General features: G+C 70.4%; 11 protein-coding genes. 9 read left to right on the top strand and 2 right to left on the bottom strand.

Features of this window, described 5'->3' with window-relative positions; translation table 11 throughout:
* The first annotated feature begins 20 nt into the window (after positions 1 to 20).
* The 3 genes from EDF69_RS05390 (at position 21) to EDF69_RS05380 (ending at position 3,425) form a co-directional block, all read left to right on the top strand.
* Complete coding sequence (locus EDF69_RS05390) at positions 21 to 935, top strand: sulfite exporter TauE/SafE family protein (RefSeq protein ID WP_132882636.1); 915 nt, start codon at positions 21 to 23, stop codon at positions 933 to 935.
* A complete protein-coding gene (locus EDF69_RS05385; RefSeq protein WP_132882637.1) occupies positions 932 to 1,696 on the top strand; it encodes a TIGR02186 family protein in 765 nt (254 codons plus the stop codon). The genes EDF69_RS05390 and EDF69_RS05385 overlap by 4 nt, the downstream gene beginning before the upstream one ends.
* Positions 1,697 to 1,775: 79 nt before the next feature.
* The gene (locus EDF69_RS05380) at positions 1,776 to 3,425 is read left to right on the top strand and encodes an ATP-binding protein (RefSeq protein WP_204991320.1); all 1,650 of its coding nucleotides are present in this window, start codon (positions 1,776 to 1,778) and stop codon (positions 3,423 to 3,425) included.
* 128 nt (positions 3,426 to 3,553) lie between these two features.
* Here EDF69_RS05380 and EDF69_RS05375 read toward each other — a convergent pair whose 3' ends face one another.
* Positions 3,554 to 5,038 carry a M23 family metallopeptidase gene (locus EDF69_RS05375; RefSeq protein WP_132882639.1) on the bottom strand — a complete coding sequence of 495 codons (1,485 nt, stop codon included), beginning with the start codon at positions 5,036 to 5,038 and terminating at the stop codon, positions 3,554 to 3,556.
* 741 nt (positions 5,039 to 5,779) lie between these two features.
* Between EDF69_RS05375 and EDF69_RS05370 the strand changes: the two genes are divergently transcribed.
* The 6 genes from EDF69_RS05370 to EDF69_RS05345 all read left to right on the top strand — a co-directional run bounded on the left by EDF69_RS05370 (position 5,780) and on the right by EDF69_RS05345 (position 11,327).
* Positions 5,780 to 8,287: a helicase-related protein gene (locus EDF69_RS05370; protein WP_132882671.1), complete on the top strand. Its 2,508-nt coding sequence runs from the start codon at positions 5,780 to 5,782 to the stop codon at positions 8,285 to 8,287.
* Positions 8,288 to 8,312: 25 nt separating this feature from the next.
* Complete coding sequence (locus EDF69_RS05365) at positions 8,313 to 8,603, top strand: RNA-binding S4 domain-containing protein (RefSeq protein ID WP_132882672.1); 291 nt, start codon at positions 8,313 to 8,315, stop codon at positions 8,601 to 8,603.
* A gap of 36 nt (positions 8,604 to 8,639) precedes the next feature.
* Positions 8,640 to 8,981, top strand: coding sequence for a ferredoxin FdxA (gene fdxA, locus EDF69_RS05360; RefSeq protein WP_125959090.1), 342 nt, complete (start codon positions 8,640 to 8,642; stop codon positions 8,979 to 8,981).
* 249 nt (positions 8,982 to 9,230) lie between these two features.
* On the top strand, positions 9,231 to 9,764 hold the full coding sequence (locus tag EDF69_RS05355; RefSeq protein WP_125959091.1) for a CarD family transcriptional regulator: 534 nt from the start codon (positions 9,231 to 9,233) through the stop codon (positions 9,762 to 9,764).
* A 131-nt stretch (positions 9,765 to 9,895) separates the two neighbouring features.
* Positions 9,896 to 10,585, top strand: coding sequence for a head GIN domain-containing protein (locus tag EDF69_RS05350; protein WP_204991319.1), 690 nt, complete (start codon positions 9,896 to 9,898; stop codon positions 10,583 to 10,585).
* A 49-nt stretch (positions 10,586 to 10,634) separates the two neighbouring features.
* Positions 10,635 to 11,327, top strand: coding sequence for a GIN domain-containing protein (locus EDF69_RS05345; protein WP_132882641.1), 693 nt, complete (start codon positions 10,635 to 10,637; stop codon positions 11,325 to 11,327).
* Between the two features lie 3 nt (positions 11,328 to 11,330).
* Here EDF69_RS05345 and pdeM read toward each other — a convergent pair whose 3' ends face one another.
* Positions 11,331 to 11,993: a ligase-associated DNA damage response endonuclease PdeM gene (gene pdeM / locus EDF69_RS05340; protein WP_132882642.1), complete on the bottom strand. Its 663-nt coding sequence runs from the start codon at positions 11,991 to 11,993 to the stop codon at positions 11,331 to 11,333.
* Positions 11,994 to 12,042: the final 49 nt, after the last annotated feature.

Below are 12,042 nucleotides of genomic sequence, written 5' to 3'. Positions count from 1 at the left end.
AAACGGCTATCGACAGGACAATGGACCTCTACCTCCCCGTCGCGAACCTGTCGGTCAACGCGCTCGTGATCGTGCTGCTCGGCGGCGGCGTGGGGTTCCTCTCCGGCATGTTCGGGGTCGGCGGCGGGTTTCTGACCACGCCGCTGCTGATCTTCTACGGCATCCCGCCCACGGTCGCCGCCGCCTCGGCCGCCAGCCAGGTGACGGGCGCCAGCGTGTCGGGCGTCTTCGCGCACTTCCGCCGCGGCGGCGTCGACGTGCGCATGGGCGCGGTGCTGACGGTCGGCGGCGTCATGGGCTCGATCGCGGGCGCCGGCATCTTCCGGCTGCTCCAGGCGAGCGGCCAGATCGATACGGTGATCGCGCTCATCTATGTGCTGCTCTTGGGCTCGATCGGCGGGCTGATGCTGAAGGAGGCGGTCGGCAGCATCCGCGTGCTGCGCGGTGCAAAGGCTCCGCCCGCCGCCCGTCGCCGCCACCACCCGTTCGTGGCCGCGCTCCCCTTGCGCTGGCGCTTCTATGCCTCGGGCCTCTACATCTCGCCGCTCGCGCCGCTGCTGCTGGGCTTCGCCGTCGGCATCCTGACGGTGCTGCTGGGCGTCGGCGGCGGCTTCGTGCTGGTGCCCGCCATGCTCTACCTGCTCGGCATGGGCACGCGGGTGGTGGTCGGCACCTCGCTGTTCCAGATCCTGTTCGTCACCGCCGCCGCAACGCTGGTCCATGCGATGACCACCAAGGCGGTCGACATCGTGCTCGCCGTGCTGCTGCTGATCGGCTCCGTCACCGGTGCCCAGATCGGCGCCCGGTTCGCCCAGGTGATGAAGCCCGAATATCTGCGCCTGATCCTGGCGCTGATGGTGCTGGCGGTCGCCTTCCGCATGGCGCTCGGGCTCGGCTGGCGGCCCGACGAGATCTACACGATCGAACTGTCGTGAGGCGCGCGCTCGCCCTGCTGCTGGTCCCGCTGCTGCTGGGCGCCACCGCGGCGAAGCCCGTGCTCGTCCCCGACGTGTCGCGCCGCGACATCCAGATCGCCTACAGCTTCACCGGTGCCGAACTGCTGCTGTTCGGAGCGATCCTCTATCCCGGCGGCCGCGAGCCCGACGCCGATCACCCTGCCGATGTCGTGGTGGTGGTGAAGGGCCCCGCCCAGTCGATCGTCATGCGGGAAAAGGAAAAGGTCGCCGGTATCTGGGTCAACGCCGCGCGCACCCGCTTCCGCTCGGCCCCCTCCTTCTATGCGATCGCCTCGTCCAAGCCGATTAGCCAGCTGGTCGACGACCGCACCCGCGCCATCTACGAACTCGGCCTCGACAGCCTCCAGCTTTCCCCCGCCTCGGGCGCCACGGCGGAGGAACAGGCGCGCTTCGCCGCCGGCCTGGTCGACCTCCAGCGCCGCCAGGGCCTCTATTACGAGGCGCCGGGTGCGGTGGAGATCACCGACGGCGTCCTCTATCGCGCCGCGGTCGACATCCCTGCGCGCGTGCCGGTCGGCCGCTTCACCGCCGAGACCTTCCTGATCCGCGACGGCCGCGTGCTGGCAGCCGCGGTGCGGGAGATCGACATCCGCAAGTCCGGCTTCGAACGCTTCGTCGAGCAGGCCGCCGAGCACGACTCGCTCGCCTACGGCCTGGTCGCGGTCGCGCTGTCGGTGTTGTTCGGCTGGGCCGCCGGCTCCTTGTGGCGGCGCTTCTGACGGCGCACTGCGCGCCCAAGGGAACGCATTCTTTACCATCGCCCGCGCATCGCTCGACCCAAAGACCGAGGAGTTGCAGGTGACAGAAGCGACGGGCGCGCGATCCTTCCATGATGCCGCCGCACGGGCGGCGCCGCTGCGCGCGATCGGTGCGGTGACGGAGATCGCCGGATCGGCCAGCCAGATCCTGCTCAACCTGGAAACGGTGAACACCCTCACCAACGATCCCGATCCCGCGATCGCCGCCGCGGGCCAGATCGGCAGCCAGGTGAAGATCCGCGCGGGCGGCAACTGGCTGATCGCCAACGTCCGCGCGATCCGCGCCGCACCCGAAGAGGAGCGCCAGGCGCTCGCCACCATCGACTTCCTGGGCGAAGCGGACGAGGACCGCGCCACCGGCGGCCTCCACGGCTTTCGCCGCGGCGTCACCCGCTATCCGATGCCGGGCACGCCCGTCTATCCGCTCGCCACCGCCGACCTCCACCAGATGTACGCCGCCGACGAGCGCGCGCACATCGAGATCGGCACCGTCTATCCCACCGACAACATCCGCGCCGCGCTCCAGGTCGACGCCATGCTCGGCAAGCATTTCGCGCTGCTGGGCTCCACCGGCACCGGCAAGTCGACCGCCGCCGCGCTGATCCTCCACCGCATCTGCGATCTCAGCCCGGAAGGGCACATCGTGATGATCGACCCCCACGGCGAATATTCCGCCGCGTTCGAGGGGATCGGGGCGCTCTACGACGTGTCCAACCTGCAGATGCCCTATTGGCTGATGAACTTCGAGGAGCATTGCGAGGTGCTGCTCACCACCTCCGGCTCCGAGCGGCAGGTGGATGCCGACATCCTCGCCAAATGCCTGCTCGCCGCCCGTTCCAAGAACCGGCTGGCGCAGGAGATCGGCAAGCTCACCGTCGACGCGCCGATCCCGTACCTCTTGTCGGACCTCACCAACATCCTCGCCCAGGAAATGGGCAAGATGGACCGCGCGGGCGACACCGCGCCCTATCTGCGGCTCAAGGGCAAGATCGACGAGATCAAGGCCGATCCCCGCTACGCCTTCATGTTCTCCGGCATGCTGGTGGCGGACACGATGGCGTCGTTCCTGTCGCGCGTGTTCCGCCTTCCCTCGGGCGGCAAGCCGATCTCGATCATCGACGTCTCGGGCGTGCCGAGCGAGATCACCTCGGTGGTGGTCGCGGTCCTCAGCCGCATGGTGTTCGACTTTGCCATCTGGTCGCGCAACGAACCGCAGCGCCCGATCCTACTCGTCTGCGAGGAAGCGCACCGCTACGTCCCCAACGAGCGCAACGCCGACGCCTCCTCGGTCGGCCGCATCCTCAGCCGTATTGCCAAGGAAGGCCGCAAGTACGGCGTGTCGCTCGGCCTCATCACCCAGCGGCCATCGGACTTGGCCGAAGGCGTGCTGTCGCAATGCGGCACCATCCTCTCGATGCGCCTCAACAACGATCGCGACCAGGCGTTCGTCCGTGCCGCGATGCCGGAGGGGGCCCGCGGCTTCCTCGACACCATCCCGGCGCTGCGCAACCGCGAGTGCATCATCTCGGGCGAGGGCGTCACCACCCCCGTGCGCGTCCGCTTCGACTCGCTCGACGAGGCCCAGCGCCCCGCCTCGGGTGACCCGCTCTTCTCCCAGCTCTGGCGCGAAACGGGTGGCGAGGAGGCGATCCTGGAACGCACCATCCGCCGCTGGCGCGCGGGGAGGTAACGGCAGCTAACCCGCACCGCTCTCCTCCTCGTGCTCCTGCGCAGGCAGGAGCCCAGGGTTCCAAGTGATGGCGTGTTCGGCTCTGGGCTCCTGCCTACGCAGGAGCACGGCACTCACCGGCGGCGGCGTCAGTCCGCCTTCGCGGCCCCCGTCGGCACCGCCATCAGCCGCGCATAGGTCGCCTTGAACCGCCGCAGGTCCTCGCCGCTCAGCTGCTGCACGCTCGCCAGCGACACGGAGCGCGGGTTCACCGCCGCGCCGTTCTTCCACAGCTCGTAATGAAGGTGCGGCCCCGTCGAGATGCCGGTCGATCCGACATAGCCGATCACCGAGCCCTGCCGCACGCGCTGGCCCGCGCGCACCGCGATCCGGCTCATGTGGCCATAGCCGGTCGCCAGCCCGCCATTGTGGTTGAGCTTCACGAAATTGCCGTAGCCGCCGGCCCGTCCGGCGCGCGCCACCACGCCGTCCGCGGCCGCCCGGATCGGCGTGCCGGTCGGTGCGGCGATGTCGAGCCCCTTGTGCAGCCGGCGGAAGCGCAGCAGCGGGTGCACGCGCCAGCCGAAGTTGGAGGTCAGCCGGCCGTTGATCGGCATGGTCATGCCGCCGCGGCGCTGGCCGATCCCCTTGGGGTCGTACCACTGGACCTTGCTGCCCTCTTCCCAGCGCAGCAGCCGCACCGATCGCTTGCCCTGGTCCAGCCCGGCGTAGAGCAGCTTGCCCAGCTGGACCTCGCCGGTCTCCGCGCGCTGGCGCTCGATGATGATGTCGAACCGGTCGTTGCCCCCCACCCGGCCCATCGGCACGCGCGTGGACAGCGACTTGATATAGGCCTCGACCGCCTTGGCCGGCGCGCCGGCGGCACGGGCGGCGTGGTAGAGGCTGCTCCCCACCCGCCCCTGGACGCGCAGCGGCGTGTGGTCGATCGCGATCGGAATGGGCTTGAGCGCAAGCCCGCCCTCGGCCCGCGCCAGCTCCAGCGCCAGGTCGAAGCGCGCCCGGAACGCCAGTTTCTCCAGCGGCCGCGGCTGCGCCTTGGTCTCGCGCCGGCCGAGCGTGATGTCGAGGCGCGTGCCCGGGTTGAGCTCGCCCGGGCTCACCCGGCTGCCGATCAGCGCTACCGCGCGCGCCGCATCCTCGGCCCCGACGCCCGATCGCTTGAGCACGCCCGCAAGCCCGCCGCCGTTGCCGAGCGTCGCGGTCAGTTCCAGGATCGGCCGCTCCGGCGTATCGGCGAGTGGCCGCACGCCTGCGGTGGCCGCCATCCGCATGCCGCTGGTCGCGCCCAGCGCCCGCGCGCCGAAGGCCTGCGCCCGCGCTTCTTCCCAGTCGCGGCCGTCGAGTGCTGCGGGAACCGCCGCCCGGATCGGCCGCCCGATCCCCGGCGACAGCATCCAGCCGACCGCCAGCAGCGCGGCGCAGGTGGCAGCGCCCCGCCACCATTCGCGCGAGCCGATCTGGGATCCCAGGTCCGGCGCCAGTTCGAAATGGGGGAAGCGCAGTTGCAGCCGGTCGCCCAGCGTCGCGGCGCGCGCCGGCGCCTCCATGCGACCGAACGAGCGCGCGCTGGCGCCGCCGGCGAATTGCAGTTCGTGATCGCTGCGCAAGAACAAGAAAGGCGCGCCCCTTGTGTCGACCGCCCGACCCGGTCGAGCCATTCCCCTGTGCAACCAGACCCTTAAAGTCAAACTAACGGCCGACTCGGCTGCCGATACGCGCGGCCAACCGTTGCGAGGAAACGGCCAGCAGCAGAAGAACCGGCCAGCAGAAGGGAACCATCGCCCTATAACCGACCCGCACCCCGGCGAAGGCCGGGGCCCAGTCGGGAAGGCGGCGGTGAGATGCGCGCCAGCCGCTAACGGCGCCCTGATCCCACAAAAGGGAAAACCTCTGGTAGCCCCCGACCGTGCTCCTGCGAAGGCAGGAGCTCAGGGTCCCAAGCACCGCAAGGCGTTGGTCGGCTTGGCCCTGTATTCCTGCCTGCGCAGGAATACGGGTGGCCAAAGGCGGACGCGCTCTTCGCATCTAGGCGAAGGCGAAGGCGGACGCGCAGGTCAAGGGCCGACCTCCCTCATATGCCGAAACACCTCGCGGTCACCGCAACCAGGCTGTCCTACCGTCCGCCCACCTGCCACAACCCGGACCCGGCGCGCGCGAAAGGATGCAACGATGGTCACCCCTGCTCCCCACATCCTCCTGCCGCTCGCTTCCGAAAGACCGCACCAGCGCCGTTCTTGGACTAACTTTCGACTAACCTTCCGCACCCGCGAACGCGCCATGCTGCGCAGCAGAAGCCGCCAAGTCCTTCTGCGCCCTTGCACTTCGCGGCGCCACGCCCGATGTTTCGCGGTGATATGAGCCAGTTCGCGCGTAGCCCGCTCACCGCCGTGCTGGGCCCCACCAACACCGGCAAGACCCACCTCGCGATCGAGCGGATGTGCGGCCATGCCTCGGGCATGATCGGCTTCCCGCTGCGCCTGCTCGCGCGCGAGGTCTATGACCGCGTGGTGGCGATCAAGGGCGCGCACCAGGTGGCGCTCATCACCGGCGAGGAGCGCATCGTGCCCCCCGGCGCGCGCTGGTTCCTGTGCACCGCCGAAAGCATGCCGCTCGACCGCGAGGTCGCCTTCGTGGCGCTCGACGAGGCGCAATTGGGCGCCGATCCCGAGCGCGGCCATGTCTTCACCGACCGGCTGCTGCGCGCCCGCGGGCGTGAGGAGACGATGATCCTCGGCTCCGAAGCGCTACGCCCGATGGTGCGCGCGCTGGTGCCCGATGCGGAGATCATCAACCGCCCGCGCTTTTCCACCCTCTCCTACGCCGGCGCGCGCAAGCTCTCCCGCCTGCCGCGCCGTTGCGCGATCGTCGCCTTCTCGGCCGAGGAGGTCTACGCCGTCGCCGAGACGATCCGCCGCATGCGCGGCGGCGCCGCAGTGGTGATGGGCGCGCTTTCCCCCCGCACCCGCAACGCCCAGGTGCAGATGTTCCAGTCGGGCGAGGTTGACTATCTCGTCGCCACCGACGCGATCGGCATGGGCTTGAACATGGACGTGGCCCACGTCGCCTTCGCCTCGCTGCGCAAGTTCGACGGCCGCCGCCAGCGCCGCCTCACCATCTCGGAAATGGCGCAGATCGCCGGGCGCGCCGGGCGCCACCAGCGCGATGGCACCTTCGGCGGACTGGTCGAGGAAGGCCCGAGCGCCTTCACGCCCGAGGAAGTGCTGGCGATCGAGGGGCACGTCATCCCGCCGCTCGAACAGCTCTACTGGCGCGAGGGCAGCCCCAGCTACGCCAGCATCGACGCGCTGATCGAGAGCTTGGAGCGCAAGCCAAGCCACCCCGCGCTGCGCGCCGCACCCCAGGCGATCGACCTGGCCGTGCTTAAGCGGCTGGCCGAGGAAGATTGGGTGCGCGCCCGCGCGCGCAGCCCCGCCATGGTCGCGCGGCTGTGGTCGGCCTGCGGCCTGCCCGATTTCCGCAAGCTGGGCGCCGATCCGCATGCGCGCTTCGTCGGCCGCATCTTCCAGCATCTGAGCGAGGGCAAGGGCCACCTGCCCCACCAGTGGTTCGCCGACGAGATCGCGCGGCTCGACAATGTCGGCGGCGATGTCGAGACCATCGCCGGGCGCATCGCTGCCGCGCGCAGCTGGGCCTATATCGCCCATCGTGCCGACTGGCTCGCCGAACCCGCGCACTGGGCCGATCGCACCCGCGCGATCGAGGAGCGGCTGTCGGACGCGCTCCACGACCGCCTGCGCCAGCGCTTCGTCGATCAGCGCACCACCGTGCTGCTCCGCCGCATCGGTGCGGACGCGAGCAACCTGCCGGTTGAGGTCTCCGAGGACGGCGAAGTCAGCGTCGACGCGCATGTGCTCGGCCGCCTCGAAGGCTTCCGCTTCCATGTCGCGCCCGACGCGCGCGTCGCCGACAAGCGGCTGCTGATCTCCGCCGCCGAAAAGGGCCTCGCGGGCGAGCTGCGCCGCCGCGGTGCCGCGCTCGCCGGTGCGACGGACGAGGCCTTCGTGCTCGATGCCGAACCCGGCGAACGACCCGGTATCCGCTGGAACGGCATCCCTGTCGCCACGCTTGCGAGCGGGCCCACGCTTGATCGCCCGGCGGTGAAGCTCGACCGCAGCCTCGACTGCCTCGACCGCCCCGGCCATACGGCGGTGCGCGAGCGGATCGTCGCATGGGTGGGGGCGGAGATCGCCCGCCGCGCGCCGGTCCTCGCCCGGCTCGCCGCACTGTCGCGCGACCCGAACGCCAGCGCACCCCTGCGTGCGGTCGCCGCGGCCCTCACAGAGGTCGGCGGCATCAGCCCGCGCGAAACCGCCGATCCCGCCTTGGACGTGCTCGCGCCCGAGGATCGCCGCCGGCTGCGCCAGGCCGGCGTGACGGTCGGCACGCTCGACCTGTTCGACGCGCGCCTGTTCCGTCCCGCCCCCGCGCGCTGGCGGGCGGCGCTGCTGGCGGCACGCGACGGCCGCCCGATCGAGCCGCTGCCCCCCGCCGGCGCCACCGTACTGCCCGGCGACACCCGCGCCTGGGGCTTCCGCCGGCTGGGCGGCCAGGCGGTACGCGTCGACCTGGTCGAACGCATCGCTCGCGCCGCGCACGACGCGCGGGAGGGGCACAAGCCGTTCGCCCCGGACCCGGCGCTCGCGACCTCGATCGGGCTCCAGGCCGAGACGATCGCCAAGCTGATGGCGCGCCTGGGCTTCCGCAGCGCCAAGCCCGAGGGCGAGCAGCCCCGCTGGGCCTGGCGCGGCCGTCCGCGCGCGCCGGCGCCGCGCACGCCGGCGGCACCGCGTCCGGGCAATGCCTTTGCCGCGCTGGCTGGCCTGGACCTTTCACGTGGCTGATCCGACCCCGCACGGCGCCGAATCGATGCGGCTCGACCGCTTCCTGTGGTTCGCCCGGCTGGTGAAGACCCGCAGCGCCGCCCAGAGCCTCGCCGAGGGCGGGTTGCTGCGCATCGACGGCCGCCGCATCGACCGCGCGCACTGTCCCGTGCGGCCGGGGGTCGTGGTCGCCTTCCCCCGCAACGGACAGGTGCGGGTGCTGCGCGTGCTCGCCCTTCCCAGGCGCCGCGGACCGCCCGCCGAGGCGCTCGCAACCTACGAGTTGCTGGAACCCGCCCGGACCGAGCCCGTTGACGGGGCGGGACAGCCCGCATAACGCGTCCCCGTTCGAACCCCTGGAGCCTTTTCCCCAATGACCTACGTCGTCACCGACGCCTGCATCCGCTGCAAGTACATGGACTGCGTCGAGGTCTGTCCGGTGGATTGCTTCTACGAGGGCGAGAACATGCTCGTCATCAATCCCTCGGAATGCATCGACTGCGGCGTGTGCGAGCCGGAATGCCCGGCCGAGGCGATCCTGCCCGACACCGAGTCCGGGCTGGAACAGTGGCTGGAGCTCAACAACACCTTCTCGGCCCAGTGGCCCAACGTCACGCGCAAGCTCGACCAGACGCCGCCGGACGCGGACGCGATGAAGGGCGTCGAGAACAAGTACGAGCAGTTCTTCTCCCCCGAACCCGGCAAGGGCGACTGACCCGGCAGGGCCCGTACGCGGCCCCGTACGCGGAAAAAAGCGCGGATTTCCGGCCCGTTTTCGCGGGAACTGCAACTCGCCGCTGGCATTTTTGCTCCGGACGCGCTATATAGTTGCGCGACGGCGGCATTTCGTTGCCCGCCGCGTGGAGACGCACCCTAAAGAAAAGCCCCAGCCCGACGCGGATCGGCCTGAGCCCCTCCCCGTCCAGGCGCGACTCTGGGGCGAACCGGTCACGAAAGGCTACCAATGGCTGCCAAGGCGCTGTCCTTTGATGTCGGCGATTATGTCGTTTACCCCAAGCATGGCGTTGGCCGTGTCATCGAGCTTCAGAAGCAGGAAATCGCGGGCATGCAGCTCGAGCTGTATGTGCTCCGCTTCGAAAAGGAGCGCATGACGCTCCGCGTGCCGACCAACAAGGCCGAGAGCGTCGGCATGCGCAAGCTGTCGTCGGACAAGACGCTGCGCGAGGCGCTCGACACGCTGAAGGGCAAGCCCAAGGTCAAGCGCACCATGTGGTCGCGCCGTGCCCAGGAGTATGAGGCGAAGATCAACTCGGGCGACCTGGTGTCGATCGCCGAGGTGGTCCGGGACCTGTTCCGCGCCGACGACCAGCCCGAGCAGAGCTATTCCGAGCGCCAGATCTTCGAAGCCGCAGCCAGCCGCCTCGCGCGCGAACTGGCAGCGATGGAAGAGGTCGAGGAGCCCAAGGCGCTCGACAAGATCCTCGACATCCTGCGGGCGTCGGCCGCGATCTACAACAAGGAGAAGACCGCCGCCTGAGGCTGCGGGCTTTCCTCAAGCACCCGAACGAGGGCGGCCCCACGGCCGCCCTTTTTCTTTACGGCTTTGCGCTGGCGGCGGGGTCTTCGGCGTGAGCCACGAAAAGGGTTGTTATGCGTACGCTAGGCACTTTGGCCTGCCTTTCCCTCGCCGCCTGCTCCGGCAGCGGTGAGTCCGATCCCCAACTCGCCAACACGGCGCAGCGCAGCTTCGCTGCCCGCGACTTCACCGCCATCTCCCTGGAAGGTCCCGACACCGTCGAGATCCGCACCGGCGGCGACTTCGCGGTCGAGGCTAGCGGGGAGCCCGCGGTGCTCGACCAGCTCCTCGTGAAGAGCGAGGGCGGCACGCTCCGGATCGGGCGCAAGGCCCGGCAGAGCTGGGAGTGGCCGCTGCGCAGCACGGGCAGCATCACCGTGCAGATGCCGGAGATCCGCGCCGCCTCCGCCACCGGATCGGGCGCAGTGACGCTGGACCGGGCCGACGACTTCTCGGGCAGCGTCTCCGGATCGGCCGACCTCACCATCGGCATGCTCGGCGGCCGCACCGTCCGGCTTGCGAACACCGGCTCCGGCACGATCGCGGCCGCCGGCGCCGTCGACATGCTTTCGGCCGAACTGAAGGGTTCGGGTGACATCGCCGCGCCGCAGCTTCGTGCCGAAGAAGCCTCGGTCATCCTGCAGGGATCGGGCGCGGCCCAGGCGAGCGTCGCAGGTCCCGCCCGCGTGGCCCTCGACGGGTCGGGCACCGTGGATCTCGGCGACATGGCGCTGTGCACCAGCACGCTGGCGGGCTCCGGCTCGATCCGCTGCGCGTCCTGACACCGACGGCGGCTTGCCATTGCGGCAGCCGCGGTGCGATGCTCGCCTTATGCTGTTGCTGCCGATCCTTCTGGCGCTAACGGCGGCGTCGGAGAGCCCGGAGCCGCCTGTCCGCACGGTGATGCTCACGCGCTTCGGCCGGTTGCGCGTCAGCGGCTCCTATGTCGTGGAAGTGGTCACCGGCGGGCGCACGGGCGCCGAACTGCTCGGCGATCGCGCCTCGGCGGAGCGCGTGGCCGTGCAGGTGGAAGCCGGCGTCCTGACCATCCGCCCCATCGGCACCACGCAGGACGGTTTCGCCGTGCCGCAGCGCCCCGTCACCATCCGGGTGCGGACGACGGCGCCGTTGCAAGCGGTGACGCTCACTGGCGGCGGACGCATGACGGTCGACCGCCTCGCCGGCACCCGATCGGAAGTGGTGTTGAACGGGACCGGCACGCTGTCGATCGCGAGCGTGGCGGCCGACCAACTGCTGGGCACCCTGACCGGGAACGGGACGCTCTCCCTGGCCGGCGCAGCACGACAGGCGCGGTTCGTAGCCTCGGGCTCGGGCAGTCTCGACGCGGCTTCGCTCGATACCCGCGAGCTGGTGGTGCGCAGCGACGGCGCGGGTACCGCCCGGTTCCGCGCTGCCCTCACCGCCGTCGTCACGGCAAATGGCGTCGGCACCATTGAAGTAGCGGGCAGCGCCAAGTGTCAGGTGCGCGGCACATCGTCCGTGCAGTGTGGCGCCCGCCCCTGACCCTCAGGCGGCGACCGGAAACCGCAAAAGCCGATCCTCCAGCGCCACCAGCGCTTCCGCACCCCGGCCTACGGCCCGCACGATCTCAGGGTGATGCGGCTCCAGCCCACCGGTCAATGAGCCGAACGCGGGCAGCACCAGCTTGCTTGGCGTCGCGACGAAGCAGCGGCGCGCGATCGTCCGGCCCCGCACCGTCACCCGCAGCTTGGGGTGGAAGTGGCCCGAAAGCTCGGGCCGCGCTTCGCGAGGATCGGCCTCGTGCCGCAGCACCAGCCCGTCGACCACCGCCTCCTCCAGCACCGCGCCGCCGCAGGAGGTCGCGAAGCCGGCGTCATGGTTGCCGGTGATCCAGGTCCAGCGGCAGCCGGACGTCAGCGCCTTGAGCCGTTCCTGCGCCGCTTTCGGCAGGCGCGCACAGCCCTTTGGATCGTGGAAGCTGTCGCCCAGGCACCAGAGCTCGGCGGGCTTCACCCGCGCGACCACCGCCTCCAGCGCGTCCAGCGTCGCAAGGCTGTCATAGGGCGGCAGCATCTGGCCGAACTGTGCGAACCAGCTCGCCTTCTCGAAGTGGAGATCGGCGACCAGCAGGGCCTCGCGCGAAGGCCAGTAGAGCGCGCCCGCGGCCAGCGCGACCAGGTCGTGCCCCGCGAACGAAAAGCGAACCATGGCGCCGCTATGCCGTGCGGGGAGGGGCACGGCAAGCCCTTCCAAGGGC

This window comes from Sphingomonas sp. JUb134, from assembly GCF_004341505.2.
In the GTDB taxonomy this organism is placed as follows: Bacteria; Pseudomonadota; Alphaproteobacteria; order Sphingomonadales; family Sphingomonadaceae; genus Sphingomonas.
This window is presented reverse-complemented; position numbering and strand designations above follow the sequence as displayed.

Coding starts and splice junctions, on each gene's coding strand:
- EDF69_RS05390 (WP_132882636.1), top strand. CDS start 21: ATGGACCTCTACCTCCCCGTCGCGAACCTGTCGGTCAACGCGCTCGTG.
- EDF69_RS05370 (WP_132882671.1), top strand. CDS start 5,780: ATGAGCCAGTTCGCGCGTAGCCCGCTCACCGCCGTGCTGGGCCCCACC.
- EDF69_RS05365 (WP_132882672.1), top strand. CDS start 8,313: ATGCGGCTCGACCGCTTCCTGTGGTTCGCCCGGCTGGTGAAGACCCGC.
- fdxA (WP_125959090.1), top strand. CDS start 8,640: ATGACCTACGTCGTCACCGACGCCTGCATCCGCTGCAAGTACATGGAC.
- EDF69_RS05355 (WP_125959091.1), top strand. CDS start 9,231: ATGGCTGCCAAGGCGCTGTCCTTTGATGTCGGCGATTATGTCGTTTAC.
- EDF69_RS05345 (WP_132882641.1), top strand. CDS start 10,635: ATGCTGTTGCTGCCGATCCTTCTGGCGCTAACGGCGGCGTCGGAGAGC.
- pdeM (WP_132882642.1), bottom strand. CDS start 11,993: ATGGTTCGCTTTTCGTTCGCGGGGCACGACCTGGTCGCGCTGGCCGCG.